Annotated in this window: 17 protein-coding genes; 10 read left to right on the top strand and 7 right to left on the bottom strand. The window is 58.7% G+C overall.

Annotated elements, in window-relative coordinates; translation table 11 throughout:
- Positions 1–22 precede the first annotated feature (22 nt).
- The 3 genes from ilvC to ilvB are packed head-to-tail and all read right to left on the bottom strand — an operon-like array spanning position 23 to position 3,277.
- Positions 23–1,039 (bottom strand): ketol-acid reductoisomerase, encoded by a 1,017-nt coding sequence (gene ilvC, locus HYN24_RS04705; RefSeq protein ID WP_117608184.1) that lies wholly within the window; start codon positions 1,037–1,039, stop codon positions 23–25.
- Between the two features lie 24 nt (positions 1,040–1,063).
- Positions 1,064–1,558: an acetolactate synthase small subunit gene (gene ilvN, locus HYN24_RS04700; protein WP_117608183.1), complete on the bottom strand. Its 495-nt coding sequence runs from the start codon at positions 1,556–1,558 to the stop codon at positions 1,064–1,066.
- An 18-nt stretch (positions 1,559–1,576) separates the two neighbouring features.
- Entirely contained in the window at positions 1,577–3,277 is a 1,701-nt protein-coding gene (gene ilvB, locus HYN24_RS04695; protein WP_117608182.1) for a biosynthetic-type acetolactate synthase large subunit, read from the bottom strand.
- A gap of 54 nt (positions 3,278–3,331) precedes the next feature.
- Here ilvB and HYN24_RS04690 point away from each other — a divergent pair, with 54 nt between their 5' ends.
- The 4 genes from HYN24_RS04690 to HYN24_RS04675 are packed head-to-tail and all read left to right on the top strand — an operon-like array spanning position 3,332 to position 5,269.
- Positions 3,332–3,958, top strand: coding sequence for an RNA polymerase sigma factor (locus HYN24_RS04690; RefSeq protein WP_240327767.1), 627 nt, complete (start codon positions 3,332–3,334; stop codon positions 3,956–3,958).
- A complete protein-coding gene (locus tag HYN24_RS04685; protein ID WP_117608180.1) occupies positions 3,955–4,338 on the top strand; it encodes a DUF3619 family protein in 384 nt (127 codons plus the stop codon). Before HYN24_RS04690 ends, HYN24_RS04685 begins: the two co-directional genes overlap by 4 nt.
- A complete protein-coding gene (locus tag HYN24_RS04680; RefSeq protein WP_117608179.1) occupies positions 4,308–4,853 on the top strand; it encodes a DUF3106 domain-containing protein in 546 nt (181 codons plus the stop codon). Before HYN24_RS04685 ends, HYN24_RS04680 begins: the two co-directional genes overlap by 31 nt.
- Positions 4,853–5,269: an RDD family protein gene (locus HYN24_RS04675; protein ID WP_117608178.1), complete on the top strand. Its 417-nt coding sequence runs from the start codon at positions 4,853–4,855 to the stop codon at positions 5,267–5,269. Before HYN24_RS04680 ends, HYN24_RS04675 begins: the two co-directional genes overlap by 1 nt.
- Here the strand turns inward: HYN24_RS04675 and lptG are convergent.
- Together lptG and lptF are read right to left on the bottom strand one after the other, a co-directional pair.
- Complete coding sequence (lptG, locus tag HYN24_RS04670) at positions 5,266–6,351, bottom strand: LPS export ABC transporter permease LptG (protein ID WP_256372104.1); 1,086 nt, start codon at positions 6,349–6,351, stop codon at positions 5,266–5,268. The two genes, HYN24_RS04675 and lptG, sit on opposite strands and share 4 nt — an antisense overlap.
- Positions 6,344–7,429 carry an LPS export ABC transporter permease LptF gene (gene lptF / locus HYN24_RS04665; RefSeq protein ID WP_117608177.1) on the bottom strand — a complete coding sequence of 362 codons (1,086 nt, stop codon included), beginning with the start codon at positions 7,427–7,429 and terminating at the stop codon, positions 6,344–6,346. Before lptF ends, lptG begins: the two co-directional genes overlap by 8 nt.
- A gap of 71 nt (positions 7,430–7,500) precedes the next feature.
- Between lptF and HYN24_RS04660 the strand changes: the two genes are divergently transcribed.
- The 6 genes from HYN24_RS04660 to HYN24_RS04635 all read left to right on the top strand — a co-directional run bounded on the left by HYN24_RS04660 (position 7,501) and on the right by HYN24_RS04635 (position 14,844).
- Positions 7,501–8,997 carry a leucyl aminopeptidase gene (locus HYN24_RS04660; RefSeq protein ID WP_117608176.1) on the top strand — a complete coding sequence of 499 codons (1,497 nt, stop codon included), beginning with the start codon at positions 7,501–7,503 and terminating at the stop codon, positions 8,995–8,997.
- Positions 8,994–9,416, top strand: a complete 423-nt coding sequence (locus tag HYN24_RS04655) for a DNA polymerase III subunit chi (protein ID WP_117608175.1) — start codon at positions 8,994–8,996, stop codon at positions 9,414–9,416. Before HYN24_RS04660 ends, HYN24_RS04655 begins: the two co-directional genes overlap by 4 nt.
- Before the next feature lie 9 nt (positions 9,417–9,425).
- Positions 9,426–9,872: a hypothetical protein gene (locus tag HYN24_RS04650; protein WP_117608174.1), complete on the top strand. Its 447-nt coding sequence runs from the start codon at positions 9,426–9,428 to the stop codon at positions 9,870–9,872.
- A 43-nt stretch (positions 9,873–9,915) separates the two neighbouring features.
- Positions 9,916–11,457, top strand: coding sequence for a glycosyltransferase family 39 protein (locus HYN24_RS04645; RefSeq protein WP_117608173.1), 1,542 nt, complete (start codon positions 9,916–9,918; stop codon positions 11,455–11,457).
- A gap of 63 nt (positions 11,458–11,520) precedes the next feature.
- A complete protein-coding gene (locus HYN24_RS04640; RefSeq protein ID WP_117608172.1) occupies positions 11,521–14,355 on the top strand; it encodes a valine--tRNA ligase in 2,835 nt (944 codons plus the stop codon).
- A 9-nt stretch (positions 14,356–14,364) separates the two neighbouring features.
- On the top strand, positions 14,365–14,844 hold the full coding sequence (locus tag HYN24_RS04635) for a hypothetical protein (protein ID WP_117608171.1): 480 nt from the start codon (positions 14,365–14,367) through the stop codon (positions 14,842–14,844).
- 18 nt (positions 14,845–14,862) lie between these two features.
- Here HYN24_RS04635 and pabB read toward each other — a convergent pair whose 3' ends face one another.
- On the bottom strand, positions 14,863–16,491 hold the full coding sequence (pabB, locus tag HYN24_RS04630) for an aminodeoxychorismate synthase component I (RefSeq protein WP_240327732.1): 1,629 nt from the start codon (positions 16,489–16,491) through the stop codon (positions 14,863–14,865).
- A 122-nt stretch (positions 16,492–16,613) separates the two neighbouring features.
- Positions 16,614–16,841 (bottom strand): sulfurtransferase TusA family protein, encoded by a 228-nt coding sequence (locus HYN24_RS04625; protein ID WP_117608169.1) that lies wholly within the window; start codon positions 16,839–16,841, stop codon positions 16,614–16,616.

Here is a 16,841-nt window from a genome sequence, read left to right as displayed (position 1 = left end):
CGCTACCGAGCCCGCGACAACCTTAGTTCTTGGTTTGGTCGACGAGCTTGTTCTTCTTGATCCACGGCATCATGTCGCGCAGCTTCGAACCGACGGTCTCGATCGGATGCTCGGCATTGAGGCGACGGCGAGCCGTCATGGCCGGGTAGTTGGTACGGCCTTCGAGGATGAACATCTTGGCGTAGTCACCGTTCTGGATGCGCTTCAGGGCATTGCGCATGGCAGCACGCGACTGCTCGTTGATGACTTCCGTACCGGTCACGTACTCGCCGAACTCCGCGTTGTTGGAGATCGAGTAGTTCATGTTGGCGATGCCGCCTTCGTACATCAGGTCGACGATCAGCTTGAGTTCGTGCAGGCACTCGAAGTAGGCCATTTCCGGCGCGTAGCCGGCTTCAGTCAGGGTTTCGAAGCCCATCTTGACGAGTTCGACGGCGCCGCCGCACAGAACAGCCTGTTCGCCGAAGAGGTCGGTCTCGGTTTCTTCGCGGAAGTTGGTTTCAATGACGCCACCCTTGGTGCCGCCGTTGGCAGCAGCGTAGGACAGGGCGATGTCCTTGGCCTTCTTGGTGACGTCCTGGTACACCGCGATCAGGGACGGCACGCCGCCACCCTTGAGGTACTCGGAACGCACGGTGTGGCCAGGGCCCTTGGGGGCGACCATGATGACGTCCACATCGGCGCGCGGCACGACCTGGTTGTAATGCACGTTGAAACCGTGTGCGAAGGCCAAGGCAGCGCCCTTCTTGAGGTTCGGGGCGACTTCTTCGTTGTACACCTGCGGAATGTTTTCGTCCGGCAGGAGGATCATGACCACGTCGGCGCCCTTGACGGCCTTGGCGATTTCTTCAACCTTGAGACCGGCCGCTTCGGCCTTCTTCCAGGAAGCGCCATCCTTGCGCAGGCCAACCGTGACCTTGACGCCGGAATCCTTGAGGTTCTGGGCGTGAGCATGGCCCTGCGAGCCGTAACCAACGATGGTGACCTTCTTGCCCTTGATGAGGGAGAGATCGGCGTCCTTGTCGTAATAAACTTTCATGAAATCCTCTTTATGTACAGATAGTTAAACTTTTAGAATACGATCGCCGCGACCGATGCCACAGACACCAGTACGGACGGTTTCGAGAATCAGGCCGGCATCAAGCGCGGCGATGAAGGAGTCGAGCTTGGAGCTTGCGCCGGTCAACTCGATGACATAGGTCGATTCCGTGACGTCGATGATACGACCACGGAAAATATCGGCCATCCGCTTCATCTCTTCACGGTCCTTGCCGGTGGCGCGAACCTTGATCAGCATCAGTTCACGCTCGACATGAGCAGCTTCGGAGAGATCGACCACCTTGACCACGTCGATCAGCTTGTTGAGCTGTTTCGTGATCTGTTCAAGCACCTCGTCGGAGCCGGAAGTCAGGATGGTCATCCGGGACAGCGAGGGATCTTCCGTCGGTGCCACGGTGAGCGATTCAATGTTGTAGCCACGCGCCGAGAAGAGCCCGGCCACGCGGGAAAGTGCACCCGATTCGTTTTCGATCAGGATGGAAATGATGTGTCGCTGCATAGTTTTTCCTCTCCCCGCTTACAGATCTTCAGCGAGGATCATTTCGGTCAATCCCTTGCCGGCCGCCACCATCGGGAAGACGTTGGCACCCGGATCAATGATGAAGTCCATGAACACCAGATCATCCTTGTGCTCGGTGAAGGCCTTGCGCAAGGCGGGTTCGACGTCTTCCGGCTTTTCGATCTTCATGCCGACGTGACCGTAGGCTTCGGCCAGCTTGACGAAATCGGGCAGCGAGGTCACGTAGGACTGCGAGTAGCGCTTGGAATAGAACATTTCCTGCCACTGGCGGACCATGCCGAGCATGCCGTTGTTGAGGTTGATGATCTTGATCGGGAAGCCGTACTGCTTGCAGGTCGACAGTTCCTGGATACACATCTGGATCGAGCCTTCGCCGGTGACGCAGGCAACCTGCGCATCCGGATTGGCCATGAGCACGCCCATGCCGTACGGCAGGCCGACACCCATGGTGCCCAGACCACCGGAATTGATCCAGCGACGGGGCTTGTCGAACTTGTAGTACTGGGCAGCGAACATCTGGTGCTGGCCGACGTCCGAAGTCACGAAGGCATTGCCGCCGGTGACTTCGTAGAGCTTTTCCATGACGAACTGCGGCATGATGTGTTCGGCCTGCTTGTAGCGCAGCGACTCGCGGCCGCGCCACTCGTCGATCTGCTTCCACCAGTTGGCGACATCCGGATCGGTCTTGAACCCGCCATCCATCAGCTTCATGATTTCTTCGAGCACGTCCGGCACATTGCCGACGATAGGCACATCGACTTTGACCCGCTTGGAAATCGACGACGGATCGATATCGATATGGATAACCCGGCGCTTCTCTTCGCCAAAATGCTCGGGGTTGCCGATGACGCGGTCGTCGAAGCGGGCACCGATGGCCAGAATCACATCGGCGTAGTGCATGGCGTTATTGGCTTCGAAGGTGCCGTGCATGCCGAGCATGCCGACGAACTGCTTGTCGGTCGCCGGATAGCCGCCCAGGCCCATCAGGGTATTGGTCACCGGGAAATTCAGCTTGTGGGCCAGACGGGTCAGTTGCTCGGCGGCATCGGAAAGAATAACCCCACCCCCGGTATAGATGATCGGGCGCTTGGCTTCCTGCAGAATCTGCACGGCCTTCTTGATCTGTCCAAGATGCCCCTTGACCACCGGGTTGTACGAACGCATCTGGATCGTCTTCGGGTAATCGAATTCGCACATCTGGGCCGTGATGTCCTTGGGGATATCAACGACCACCGGGCCGGGACGACCGGTCGAAGCGATGTGGAAGGCCTTCTTGATGGTGACGGCCAGATCCTTGACATCCTTGACCAGGAAGTTGTGCTTGACGCAGGGCCGGGTGATACCGACCGCATCACACTCCTGGAAAGCATCCTGGCCGATGTAGAACGACGGCACCTGGCCGGTCAGCACGACCATCGGAATGGAGTCCATGTAGGCCGTGGCAATACCGGTCACCGTGTTGGTCACGCCAGGACCGGAGGTCACGAGGGCGACGCCGACGCGCTGCGAAGAGCGCGAGTAGGCATCAGCCGCGTGCACAGCTGCCTGTTCATGGCGAACAAGAATGTGTTTGACCTGATCCTGCTTGAAAAGCGCGTCGTAAATGTGCAAAACGGAACCACCGGGGTAACCGAATACACAATCGACCTTTTCTTCTTGCAGGCACCTGATTACAATTTCTGCACCGCTGATCATCATTCTTGAGCCCAAAAAAGCTATTGCTTAAAAGGGCGTAACCTTAATCGACCGACCATTTTCGGTCAAGGTTTCCCGGTATTTCCCTATAATGCTCAAGAACTTTCGGAAGAGACGACCCTGTCATCCCCCCAACAACTTTCCAGTTTTCTTGAATCTGTCGAACGCCGCGCCTTCAAACAGGCGATGTTCGCCGTGCACGATGAAGACGCCGCCCTGGATATCGTTCAGGATGCCATGCTCAAGTTGGCGGAAAAGTACGGCGACCGCCCCGACGAAGAGTACCCGATGCTCTTCCAGCGCATCCTGCAGAACACCATCCGCGACTACTACCGGCGGAGCAAGGTTCGCTCGATGTGGACCACCCTGCTCTCGGCCTTCTCGCCGGATGACGACGATGATCACGACCCGCTGGAAACCCTCGCCGCGGACGAAGACGATGCCGGGCCACGAACACCGGAAAGCCAGCTGCAACAGGCGCAAACACTCAATCTGATCGAAGACGAAATAAAAAAGCTGCCAGCACGTCAACGGGAAGCCTTCCTCATGCGTTATTGGGAAGACATGGACGTCGCCGAAACCGCAGCGGCGATGGGCTGCTCAGAAGGCAGCGTAAAAACCCATTGCTCGCGCGCCACTCACGCGCTGGCAGCCGCCCTGTCGGCAAGAGGCATAAAACTATGAACGAAGAACGTTACGCATATCGTATTCGGCAAGCGCTGAATTATGGATTGAAAGATATCCAGCCTGCTGCCTCGCGGCGACTGGAGGCTGCCCGCCATCTGGCGCTGGCCAAGCAAAAGCAGGCCGTGCCGCAAATGGCGCTGGCTAGCGCAGGCACCCTATCTTTCCGGATGGGCCCCTACGTTCCCTATCTCAAGCAAGTTCTTGCCGTGGCAGCCCTGCTATTTGGCATGTGGATCTCCTTTTACTGGCATAGTGTCCAGTACGTGACCGAACTGCAAGATGTAGATAGCGCCCTGCTCACTGATGACCTTCCTCCCGATGCTTTCCTGGATAACGACTTCTTCGAATGGTTAAAAGACGACTCCTCGGAGGAGTAATCCTCTGTTTTGCCCTGACTGCCGCCATTGCCGCCGAACCTCCGACTACGGTAATAATTGGAACGCCGCCGCAACCCGGCTGGAGTCAGCTTAATCCGCAGCAGCAAGGCATCCTTTCCCCACTCGCCAGCGACTGGGACAAGATGGAGAACATCCGTCGAAAAAAATGGTTGGGCATTGCCGAACGTTATCCGACCATGAAGCAGGACGAGCAGCAACGCATGCAGGAACGCATGCGCGAATGGGCCAATCTGACGCCCGAGCAACGCGCCAAGGTGAGAAGTTCATACAAGGACTTCAACCAGTTGCCGGCCGATCAGAAGCAGGTTGTCAAACAAAAGTGGGATGCCTACACCAATCTGCCCCCGGAACAGCAGCAGCGGCTTCGTGAAGGCGGAAAATCCTCCAAACTGCTGACCCCATCTGTCGATTCAGCCCACCCCGGAGAGTCAGCCGCAACCGCGGAAGGCGTATCAAGCCCGATCTCTGCTTCCTCCGACACCAACAAGCGCTGATGGCGACCCCACTCACCGGCATCAGGCGTCGCCTGATCTGCCTGCTTTACGAAGGTCTGGTCGTTTTTTCGATCCTGTTGATCGGCTTTCTGCTACCGCAAATCGTCCTCTCGGGATTCCATTTCGAGCTAGCGCCACGGATGCTTTGGCTGCATGTAGTCCTGTTACTGCTGGCCTATTTTGTCTGGTGCTGGCTCAATGGTGGACAAACCCTGCCGATGAAAACCTGGAAACTTCGCCTGATCTCAGCCGAGGGCACTGCGCTGCGCCCTTTGCAGGCGGTTCTGCGCTATCTGGCCGCGTGGCCGAGCATCCTGCTCTTCGGGATCGGTATTTTCTGGGCGCTTTTCGACAAGGACGGCCAGTTCCTGCATGACCGCATCGCCGGGACCCGGATCATCAGCGTCAGCAATTAACGCCGCTCGACCCACCACAACATCGACATTGCCGCCAACAAAAACAGGGCCGCAGGTGCCGTTGCACTGGCGAATGGCGGCCACGAATTGATCACCCCAAGATTCGAGAAAAGGCCATTGAGGGCGTAGAAAAGTATGCCCATCATGACCCCGGCAAAAATCTTCAGGCTGACACCGCCCACCCGGTCGTGCGAATAGCCGAAAGGCAGCGCCAGGGCGACCATGACCAGCGCGGTCAGCGGATAGACCAGTTTCTTCCACAGGGCAATCTGATAGCGTTCGGCTTTCTGCCTGTTTTCCACCAGATGGCGGTTGTAGTTATACAGACCGTAAAGCGACATGCGCTCCGGCGCCACCGTCAAAATCGACAGAAGATCCGGGTTGACTGCCGACTGCCAGGCCATCTCATCACTCGATTCGACATGCGACCTATCGGCCGCCAGAACGGTTTTCTGGACGCCCTTGAGCAGCCACTGGTCGGGCAACTGAAAGCGCCCCGCTGCCGCCTCCGTTACCGACTCCAGGGCATTTTCTGCAGTAAAACGGTAAATTCTTACGCCCTCAAGCGAAGCATCCGGATTGACCTTGCGAATATTGATGAAGCTGCGCCCATCCTTGATCCACAAGCCACTTTCCAGCCCCCCGCGTGCCACCACCTTACTGAGTGCCTTGGCCTTGATATCCTGGGCAAGTCGCTCGCTAAAGGGGACCAGTACCTCGCCAAAGACAAAGGTCAGCAAGGCCAGCAGCGCTGCCGCCCGAAACAGGGTGATCAAAAGATCGGAAGTCGCCAGGCCAGAAGCCCGCAGAACTGTGAGTTCCGAATGGCGGGCCAGGGTCGACAGCGCGTACAGCGTACCGATCAGCGCGGCAATCGGAATCAGTTCATAGACTAACCCTGGCAGGCCGAGCGCCACGAACAGTGCCGCCCGCCCGGCCGTGTAGTCCGCCCGGCCAACGTTACGCAGTTCGTCGACAAAATTGAAGAAACTGAACAAGGCCAAAAAGGCCAGAAGGACAAGCAGCACTGCCGCGAGAACCTCCCGCATCAGATAGCGCTGATAGGTATTGAGCTTAAACACCGGACCTCCACTGCCACGGCATGCGCACGGCAATGCGGCGATAAAACAGCAACACCAGCGGCACCAGCATGATGGCGTGAATGGCCCAAACGCCAATCCAGAACGACAGCTTGCCCTGAGCGACCCAAGCCTGCGCCACCCATAACAGATTGCTGTAGATGGCGTAAATCAGGACGGCAATCAACATATTGGCCGAACGGCCAGCCCGTGGATTGACATAGGAAAGAGGAATGGCCAGCAGGGCCAGAATCAGGGCCGAGACCGGTATGCCGATACGCCAGAGCAGTTCGCCACGCGCCCTGTCGCTGTCCTCCTTGAGCAGATCAGACATCGACAGGCGATTGGGCAAGGCCTCGGCAGGCTTGGCCTCACCATCCTCGGTACGCACCCGGTAGCGCTCGAACTCCATCACCCTGTATTTTGCCGATCCGGGCTCGACCTCGTAACGACGGCCATTCTCGAGAACCACGAAGCGGTCGCCGTTGGCGGCAAACTCCTGATATCCCTGATCGGACACCACGACGCCCAGCTTGCCATCCTGAAAACTGGCAACGAAGATATTGCCGAGCGCAGCCTCCCCTTCGGCCATCGCTTCGACAAAGAAAACCCGCTTGCCCGCCTTGGATTCCTGGAAAACACCGGGCGAAACCTGGGAAACATCGCTACGCACCGACAGCAACTGTCGATACTCGGCCGTGTTCATATTGGCCCAGGGTGACAGGAAACCCGCCAGTGCAGCAATGACCAGAACAAACGGCAGGGCAAAAACAAGCACCGGCCGCAACCAGGCAGTGAGTGGCAAGCCGCAGGAGAACCAGACCACCATTTCGGAATCGCGGTAGGCTCGCGACAAAGTCAGCAGAATCGACACGAAGAGCATCAGGCTGAGAACAAGCGGCATCATGTTCAACAAGGCGAAACCCAGCAGCGAAGCAACTGCTTCGGGCACAATGCGTCCGCCGACTGCCTCTTTCAAGAGCCGGATCAACAGGATGGAAGCCAGGATGGCCAGCAGTGCAACACTAATGCCGGCGGCTGCCTGAGCAAATTCGCGCCGGGCGGCACGTTCGAATATCATGCTTTGACGAAACCGAAAAAATGCGAGGATAATCCCTCGGAAACTGATATTTCCCTGATCAGGAGCAGCTTGTGGAATTTAGCATAAAAAGTGGCAGCCCGGAAAAGCAACGCAGCGCCTGCGTCGTTGTCGGCATATTCGAATCGAGGAAACTCACCCTGTCGGCTGAACTTCTCGACAAGGCATCCGGAGGCTACATCACCGACCTCATCAGGCGTGGCGACATGGAAGGAAAATCGGCCACCACCCTGCTCCTGCACAACGTTCCCGGCACGCTCTGCGACCGCATCCTGCTCGTCGGTCTCGGCAAGGAAAAAGACTTCCGCGAGAAAGAATTCAACACGGCAATCAGCACGACGGTCAAAGTCCTCAATGAAACCGGCGCCTTTGATGCATCCATCTTTCTCACCGAACTTTCCGTCAAGAAACGCAGTATTGGCTGGCGAATCCGCCAGGCAACGCTGGCCGCACTGGATTCAACCTACAAATTCGAGCAGTTCAAGAGCAAGAAGGAAGACGTTCGGCGCCCCTTGCGCAAACTGACGTTCTGCGTCGAGCGGCGCAATGAGCTGACGCCCGCCGAGGAAGCACTGAATCAGGGCCTGGCCATTGGCGAAGGGGTCGCTATGACCAAGACCCTGGGCAACCTGCCACCCAATATCTGCCACCCGACCTACCTGGCCGAACAGGCGCAGGCGATGGCCAAGGAGTTCAAACTTGGCTGCGACATTCTCGACCGCGCCGACATGGAAAAGCTCGGCATGCACTCCCTGCTTGCCGTGGCGCATGGCTCGCACCAGCCACCCAAACTCATCGTGCTCAGCCACAAGGGCGGCAAGGCATCCGAAAAGCCTGTGGTTCTAGTCGGCAAGGGTGTCACTTTCGACACCGGCGGCATTTCGCTCAAGCCGGGCGCCGAAATGGATGAAATGAAATACGACATGTGCGGTGCCGCCAGCGTTCTTGGCACCATGCAGGCGGTGGCCCGGATGGCCTTGCCAATCAATCTGACCGTAATCATTCCAGCTACCGAAAACATGCCCGATGGCAAGGCAACCCGGCCGGGCGACATCGTCACTTCAATGTCGGGCCAGACCATCGAAATCCTCAATACCGATGCTGAAGGCCGTCTCATCCTGTGCGACGCGCTGACTTATGCCGAACGTTTTGATCCGGATACGGTGATCGATGTCGCCACCCTGACCGGGGCCTGTGTCGTCGCCCTCGGCAACGTCGCCAGCGGCCTCTTTTCCAACAAGGATGGCCTGGCCCGCGAACTCCTCGATGCCGGTGACGAGTCGCATGACCGGGCTTGGCACATGCCCCTCTGGGATGACTACCAGGAACTCCTGAAAAGTCCGTTTGCCGACATGGCGAACATCGGGGGGCGCTGGGGCGGTGCCATTTCTGCCGCCTGCTTCCTATCCCGGTTCACCAAGAAATACGACTGGGCACATCTCGACATCGCCGGCACCGCCTGGAAATCCGGTGCCAGCAAAGGTGCTACCGGCCGGCCTGTTCCCCTGCTGATGCATTACCTGCTGCAACGGGCAGGCAAGCTCAATTGACCCAGGTTTTCTTCTACCATGGCGCGGCAGACAAGATCGCCGCCGCCTGCGCCTTGCTCAGCGGGGCCTATGCCAAGAAAAAGCCAATGCTGGTCTACGCGCTCGATAACGCCGTCGCCAGCGGTGTCGACCGCACGCTATGGACGCATTCTGCACTGAGTTTTGTACCGCACTGCCGGGCCGATTCACCACTCGCTGCCGAAACGCCAATCTTGATCACCGACAATCTCGAGTCAATCCCACAAGACGAGCGACTGATGAACCTGAGCCAGGAAATCCCGCCCGGCTTTTCACGCTTCGAGAGCCTGATCGAAGTCGTCGGTCAGGAAGAAAATGACCGCGCCGCCGCCAGGGACCGCGTCAAGTTCTACAAGGATCGCGGTTACGAAGTCCGCTACTTCGATCTCAGCGACCGCTAAGGAACCCCAGTGCCCAGCACCATCATTGCCCGCGCCGACGCCCTGATGCACCGTCGTCGCCAGAGCGACCAGGATGTCGACGATATTCCGGTACTCACTGACAGCATCGATGATTTCGACGACATTCCGGTACTCACCGAGGTCGAAATTGCGCTAGAAAACGCGCTATCCCAGTTAGAAGACACCGCAACAGCGGTTGAGGCGGTTGAGGCGGTTGAGGCGGTTGAGGCGGTTGAAGCCGTTGAAGCCGTTGAAGCCGTTGAAGCCGTCGAAGCCGTTCTCCCTCTGCCGCAGGCTCTGTTCGAGCCAAGCCTGATCGACCCAGCCAATCGCGAACATCTGATCCATGAATTGACCTGCCGTATCGAGGAGCGCATCAAGGCGGCCCTGCCCGAGATTATCAGTTCGACGGTCCGCGACTTTCTCGCCGACCAGGACATGATCGCGAACAATTAGCCGGCAAGGCGTCGCGGCCTGAAGGCCATCACCCAGAATCCCCATGAATCCGAGCAACGCATCCACCTCCGCCTTGACGGCGTCTCCCCGCTTTCCATTCACGCTGCCCGGCATCACCCTCCTCGTCGCCATTTACGCGACGATTCACGCCCTGACCCGTCTGTTTTCTTCGGGCAATCTTGGCGAGGACGATCCACTCGACAACCTGCTTGTCCAGACCCTGGCCCCCGGTTACAGCGTTGAACAAGGTCCCCTCTACGACTGGGCCTTGTGGTTGGTGCAACAGGTGCTGGGGAGCGGTCTGGCTGGCTTTCTCCTGCTCAAGTACGCCCTCCTCGTCGGCATGGCGGGCTGCATCTTTCAAATCACCCTGAAAATTACGCAAAGCGCCCTGTGGTCATTCATTGCCGTCGAATCAATGGCGACGGTGTATCAGATTTTCTGGCGCTTCCACGAAGGCTTCACCCATCGTGTCGGCGCCATGGCCCTGGCCGTGGCCACCACCTGGGCGCTTTTTCGCCTGATTGATCGACCGAGTCGCGGCAACTACCTGTTGTTTGCCACTCTTGTTGGACTCGGTCTACTGACCGAGCACATCTATGTCTTCGTCCTGGTTGCGACGCTATTCGCCGCCTGGTTGCAGCCCTCGATCCGGCGCATCGTGTTCTCGTCATCCATGCTGGCGGCACTCCCGCTCACCCTGCTCATCATCTGGCCCTACGCCAACTGGCTGCTGACCGATACCCAGCGGCTATCGGCCCTGAGCACGAGCCTCTTGCCGGCCCTACCTACTTATTCGCTGCCCGGCATTATCGGTGGGCTGCGCGAAGCACTGACCTTCCCATTTTTGGTGTTGTCACCCTACGTCGTGGTCCTGCCTATGGTTTTTCCGGCCATATTCGGGCGCATTTTCGGGTCATCCCTCCGGGTGACAAACAGCGGCACATTTGACCCTGAGTTGTTCCTGCTACATCTGCTGCTCGTTGAAATGACCGGATTAATGCTCTTCAACGGACTGCTCTACGCACGCTCCAGCTATGCCGTACACAGCATCCTGCCGATGCTCGTTGTGGCCATCCCCTGGCTAACCGAGAAAGCCCGACAAACCAAACCAACGCCCCGCCGGGTCCGTGCTTTCATGGCCGTTCTTCTCGGCTTCACGATTACCGCCTACGCCGTGCGCAGCGGCAACCTCTTTCTCTATGAACCATTCTGCTCGCGCTGCCGCTGGGGTGTTCCCTACGCCGAGCTTGCCGAGAAATTACGCGACCAGGGATTTCGCCAGGGGACCATCGTCGTCAATGACGTTCATCTTGGTGGCAATCTCCGGCGTTTTTTCCCCGACTCCTCCATCGTCATGTCGGATACCGCCGTCACCTTTGACGGCATCACCGGTAAAACTGCCATCGTCTGGCCGGTTGCCGGCGACAGCACCGAGATGCCACATAATCTGCGTAACGCGGTGGCCAGTAACCCGCCTTCCCTGCCGCCCGCCATCATCACCTTGCCTTGGCAGAACCGGTGGAAGCCAGCCGGATACCGGACATCCTCGTGGGGTGCCACGATCATCGACAGGACACCTTAGCAAGTCAAGGAACGCTACCAATCGCGGGTATAATTGCCGGTTTTCCCCTTTTCCGACAAGCTCATGGAACTCGCCAAAGCCTTTGAACCCGCCGATATCGAACGCCGCTGGTACCCCGAATGGGAATCGCGCAATTACTTCGCTGCCGGCGTAGACAGTAACAAGGCGGCCGACGAGAACTTCTGCATCCTGCTGCCGCCGCCCAACGTCACCGGCACGCTGCACATGGGACACGGCTTCAACCAGACCCTGATGGACGCGCTCACCCGCTATTACCGGATGCGCGGGCACAATACCCTGTGGCAGCCGGGCACCGACCATGCCGGTATTGCGACGCAGATTGTCGTTGAACGCCAGCTTGATGGCCAGGGCATTTCCCGCCACGACCTCGGCCGCGAGAAGTTCCTCGAAAAAGTCTGGGAATGGAAGGAATACTCGGGCGGTACGATCACGCGCCAGATGCGCCGCATGGGCACCAGCCCGGACTGGACGCGCGAACGTTTCACGATGGATGCAGGCCTCAACAAAGTCGTCACCGAAACCTTCGTCCGCCTCTTCAAGGAAGGCCTGATCTACCGCGGCAAGCGCCTGGTGAACTGGGACCCGAAACTACACACCGCCGTCTCCGACCTCGAAGTCGTGCAGGAAGAAGAAGACGGCTTCATGTGGCATATCCGCTACCCGCTGGCCGATGGCAGCGATAGTCTGGTGGTCGCCACGACGCGGCCGGAAACCATGCTCGGCGATACGGCCGTGATGGTTCATCCGGAAGACGAGCGCTACAAGCACATGATCGGCAAGATGGTGAAGCTGCCGCTGACCGATCGTGAAATCCCGATCATCGCCGACAGCTACGTTGATCTCGACTTTGGCACCGGTTGCGTCAAGGTTACCCCGGCGCACGACTTCAACGACTATGCAGTCGGCCAGCGCCATAGCCTGCCGATGATTTCCATCCTGACCCTGGATGCGAAGATCAACGAGAACGCCCCGGAAAAATATCGCGGCCTCGACCGCTTCGACGCCCGAAAAGCTGTCGTCGCCGACCTCGAAGCCCTCGGCATCCTGGAAAAGACCGACAAGCACAAGCTCAAGGTGCCGCGCGGCGACCGGACCAATGTCGTCATCGAGCCAATGCTTACCGACCAGTGGTTCGTCGCCATGAGCAAGCCGGGCGAAGACGGCAAGTCGATCACCGAAAAGGCGCTCGACGTCGTCCATTCCGGCGAAATCAAGTTTTACCCGGAAAATTGGGTCAATACCTACAACCAGTGGCTCAACAACATCCAGGACTGGTGTATTTCCCGCCAGTTGTGGTGGGGCCATCAGATTCCGGCCTGGTACGGCGACAACGGCGAGGTCTTTGTTGCCCACAACCTCGACGAAGCCAAGACCGAAGCCGCGAAACAAGGTTATACCGGCTCCCTGAACCGTGACGAGGACGTCCTCGATACCTGGTTCTCCTCCGCCTTGTGGCCGTTCTCGACGCTGGACTGGACCGGCGACGAGGCCCTCGACGCAGCCAACCCGCTGCTCAAGCAATACCTGCCCTCCTCGGTGCTGGTCACTGGTTTCGACATCATCTTCTTCTGGGTCGCCCGCATGGTCATGATGACCAAGCAGATCACCGGCCAGATCCCCTTCAAGCACGTCTATGTGCACGGCCTGATCCGCGACGGCGAAGGCCAGAAGATGTCCAAATCGAAGGGCAATGTGCTCGACCCGATCGACCTCATCGACGGCATCGGCCTTGAAGCGCTGATCGAAAAACGCACGACCGGCCTGATGAACCCGAAACAGGCCGAGAGCATCACCAAGAAGACGAAGAAGGAATTCCCGGAAGGTATCGCCTCTTTTGGCACCGACGCCCTGCGCTTCACCTTTGCCAGCCTGGCTTCGCCCGGTCGCGACATCAAGTTTGACCTCAACCGCTGCGATGGCTACCGCAATTTCTGCAACAAGCTGTGGAATGCCACCCGTTTCGTCCTGATGAACCTCGAAGGCCACGACCTAGCCCTCGAACACCAGCAGAACGGCCCGGCCTGCGGCGGCTCCGCACCGCTCGAATTCAGCTTCGCTGACCGCTGGATCGTCAGCCAGTTGCAGCGTGTCGAACAGGAAGTCGAACAGCACTTTACCGACTACCGCTTCGACCTGATTGCCCAGACCATCTACAAGTTCATCTGGGACGAGTTCTGCGACTGGTATCTGGAAATTGCCAAGGTCGAGATCCAGACCGGCAACGATGCCCAGCAACGCGGCGCACGCCGGACCCTGGTGCGCACGCTGGAAGCCATCCTCCGCCTCGCCCATCCGCTCATCCCCTTCATCACCGAAGAACTGTGGCAGACGGTGGCGCCGATTGCCGGGCGCAAGACGCACGACTCGATCATGCTCGCCGCCTACCCGCGTGCCGAGGCGTACAAGATCGACCCGGCCAGCGAAGCCAAGGTCGAACGCCTCAAAGCCCTGGCTTACGCCTGTCGCAACCTGCGCGGCGAGATGAACGTTTCCCCGGCCCTGCGCATGCCTTTGCTGGTCGCCGGTGGCGGCGCTGAAATTTCCGAGTTCGCGGCGATCCTGCAAGCTCTGGGTAAGCTCTCCGAGGTACAAATCGTCGACGACATGCCGGCCGATGCGATGGCACCTGTGGCAGTGGTCGGTGAAACCCGTCTGATGCTCAAGGTCGAAATCGATGTAGCCGCTGAGCGCGTGCGCCTGGCCAAGGAAATCGAAAAACTGGAAAAGCAGATTTCGATTGCCCAGGGCAAGCTCGCCAACGAGGGATTTGTCGCCCGCGCCCCGGCCGCCGTGATCGATCAGGAAAAGCAGCGGGTGGCCGACTTCACGGCGACGCTGGAACAACTCAAACCCCAGCTTGCCAAGCTGGGTAACTAAAGGAATCACATGGTTCAGGACAAACGTGGCTTTCTCGCCCAGATATTCATTGCACTGATGATCTTTTCCGCCCTGGTCGGGGCCTGGAGCATCGCCTTCATGATCGCCTGGCCGAAGGACAAGACCGACGTCTGGAAACCCGAATTTCGCGTCATCGCCCTCTGCGCCAACAAAGAGCCTTGTGGTCTCGCCCACAAGGACCTGGCCGAAGCCAAGGAAAAAGGAATCTACACCTCACTGACGCCGAGCGAGCCGGCCGGTGACATCCAGGAAGAAAACAACTGGCTGAAGTGGAAGATCGAAAAAGGAATTTTCGAGGTTAAATCGTCGTCGTGGTACTTCCAGACGACTATCCGCTACACCGTCGAAAATGATGTACCGATCCTGCTCGACTACCAGGATGTCGATGTCCCCCGGGCCTTCTATTACGGCATTGCCGCCGGCCTGTTCTCGCTAATGGGTATCTACCTGCGCCGCCTGCGCGGCTGATCGCCAGGGGTTCGGCTTTTAGCCGACTACGTAACGGCCTGGCCGCAATTCAACGCGAACCAGGCCGCGCAGGGCATTGCCCAGCCAAAAACCGCCGGCCAGATCATCCGGCGACAAAACAGCCTCACGCGCACGCCCAGCCGCCAGCAATTCAGCGCGCAAAACCCCAGGCAAAGCCCCGCTGGCCAGCGGCGGCGTCAACAGCATTCCATCACGCTCAACAAAGACGTTGCTCCGCGCCCCTTCGGCCACTTCACCCCGTTCATTCAGAAATACCAGGTCAAAGAGCAACGGATCATCGCTGAGCACCTTGAGAGCACCGTCGTAGAAGACGCGGTCGGTAGTCTTGTGACGACGCAGCGGATACGTTGAATCAATCGGCTGGCTGGCCAAGGCAGCGTAGCGGGGCCCAACCGGCTCTCCACCCAGGGAAAAGGCCCCGACATCAAGACTGCCATCCTTGGCCAGGGTCAGGCGTACCCGCCAAGCGCCGATCGCTGGCTGAGCATCCAGCAGTTTGGTGACCCGCCCTTCATCGAAGGCAAATCCGAGCCACTCGGCAGAACGTTGCAGGCGCTGAAGATGCCCAGCCAGACGCGGATACCGCCCATCTTCACGGCGCAGCGTTTCGATCAATAACAGGCCGGGATCGCAGTCCCTGAGAAAGCGTGACTTGAGCAGGCACTCCTGCCATTCAGCCGCCGCCAGGGAATCAGCGACAATGCCGCTGCCGACGCCAAGCTTGCCATGCCCATCGGCACCCAGTTCGAGGGTGCGAATCGCCACATTCAGGCGAAAATCGCCATCCGGTGCCAACCAGCCAAGTGCCCCCGTATATAAGCCGCGTGGGGCAATCTCCAGTTCGGCGGCAATCTGCATGGCGCGTATCTTCGGTGCCCCGGTAATCGAACCGCACGGAAACAGCGCCTGCAAAATATCGCCGAAGCTTCGTCCCCGGACATCGGCGGAAACCTCGGAGACCATCTGCCAGAGCGTCGGATAGGCTTCAATATCGAACAGTCGGTCGACCCGGACGCTACCATTTTCGGCGATGCGACCGAGATCATTGCGCAGGAGGTCGACAATCATCAGGTTCTCGGCGCAGTCCTTGGCCGAATTGCGTAGTTCATCGGGTGCCACACTACGTGGTGCCGTTCCCTTCATGGGCCGGGTAAGCAACCGGTCGCCAGTGCGCTCGACAAACAGCTCAGGCGACAGCGAAACAAAACCCTGCCGGGAATCACCGACAAAGCCCCCGTAGCGGACAGGCTGTTGCTCGCGCAGGCGGGCATAGAGGGCAAGCGGCGAGCCGAACCAGTCGAACGCGATGGGAAAGGTGAAATTGACCTGGTAGCAGTCGCCATCACAAATAAACTGTTTGATCGCATTGACCGCCCCCGCGTAGGCCACTTGATCAATCGCCGCCTGCCAGCCGCCGACCCCGGCCACACCCTGGTCGCGTTGTGCCAGCCAGGCCTGCGCCGCATCTGCCGTCAGCGAAATACGCCGGGCAAACCGCCAGAAACAGGCCACCGGGCGCTCGCCCGGGTGCCAGCCGGGCGGTGCCGACCGGGGCTCAAGCAGATATCCCAGTTCATAGTCGAGACGGACGACTGTCCATTGCGGATCATCCTGCAAAAGCTGCAAGGCAGCACCCAGTGATACAGCGTCGTTGACCTCAAGACAATCGATCAGCCCGGCAAAAAGCCAAGCGGCGGGCTCGCCTAGCGGCGCCCGCCGGTCTTCGAAAAAAGCGGTGAACTCGGAGCTTATTTGCGCTTCAGGTAATACTCGAAAACGCGATTTTCTTCCTTTTGCGCCAGCAGTTCATTACCGGTCTGCTTGGCAAAAGCAGGAAAATCCTTAAGGGAGCCGGGATCGGTCGCCAGCACACGCAGAACCTTTCCGGACTCCATTTCGGCCAGCGTCTTCTTGGTACGCAGGATGGGCAGTGGGCAATTCAGCCCCTTGACGTCGAGATCGCGATCAAATTCCAT

The organism is Dechloromonas sp. HYN0024 (assembly GCF_003441615.1).
In the GTDB taxonomy this organism is placed as follows: Bacteria; Pseudomonadota; Gammaproteobacteria; order Burkholderiales; family Rhodocyclaceae; genus Azonexus.
This window is presented reverse-complemented; position numbering and strand designations above follow the sequence as displayed.

What these genes read in the sequence shown, in the direction of transcription:
- HYN24_RS04640 (WP_117608172.1), top strand. Translation starts at nt 11,521, where the DNA reads ATGGAACTCGCCAAAGCCTTTGAACCCGCCGATATCGAACGCCGCTGG.
- ilvB (WP_117608182.1), bottom strand. Translation starts at nt 3,277, where the DNA reads ATGATGATCAGCGGTGCAGAAATTGTAATCAGGTGCCTGCAAGAAGAA.
- ilvN (WP_117608183.1), bottom strand. Translation starts at nt 1,558, where the DNA reads ATGCAGCGACACATCATTTCCATCCTGATCGAAAACGAATCGGGTGCA.
- HYN24_RS04685 (WP_117608180.1), top strand. Translation starts at nt 3,955, where the DNA reads ATGAACGAAGAACGTTACGCATATCGTATTCGGCAAGCGCTGAATTAT.
- HYN24_RS04645 (WP_117608173.1), top strand. Translation starts at nt 9,916, where the DNA reads ATGAATCCGAGCAACGCATCCACCTCCGCCTTGACGGCGTCTCCCCGC.
- HYN24_RS04635 (WP_117608171.1), top strand. Translation starts at nt 14,365, where the DNA reads ATGGTTCAGGACAAACGTGGCTTTCTCGCCCAGATATTCATTGCACTG.
- lptF (WP_117608177.1), bottom strand. Translation starts at nt 7,429, where the DNA reads ATGATATTCGAACGTGCCGCCCGGCGCGAATTTGCTCAGGCAGCCGCC.
- HYN24_RS04675 (WP_117608178.1), top strand. Translation starts at nt 4,853, where the DNA reads ATGGCGACCCCACTCACCGGCATCAGGCGTCGCCTGATCTGCCTGCTT.
- ilvC (WP_117608184.1), bottom strand. Translation starts at nt 1,039, where the DNA reads ATGAAAGTTTATTACGACAAGGACGCCGATCTCTCCCTCATCAAGGGC.
- HYN24_RS04625 (WP_117608169.1), bottom strand. Translation starts at nt 16,841, where the DNA reads ATGGAATTTGATCGCGATCTCGACGTCAAGGGGCTGAATTGCCCACTG.
- HYN24_RS04680 (WP_117608179.1), top strand. Translation starts at nt 4,308, where the DNA reads ATGGTTAAAAGACGACTCCTCGGAGGAGTAATCCTCTGTTTTGCCCTG.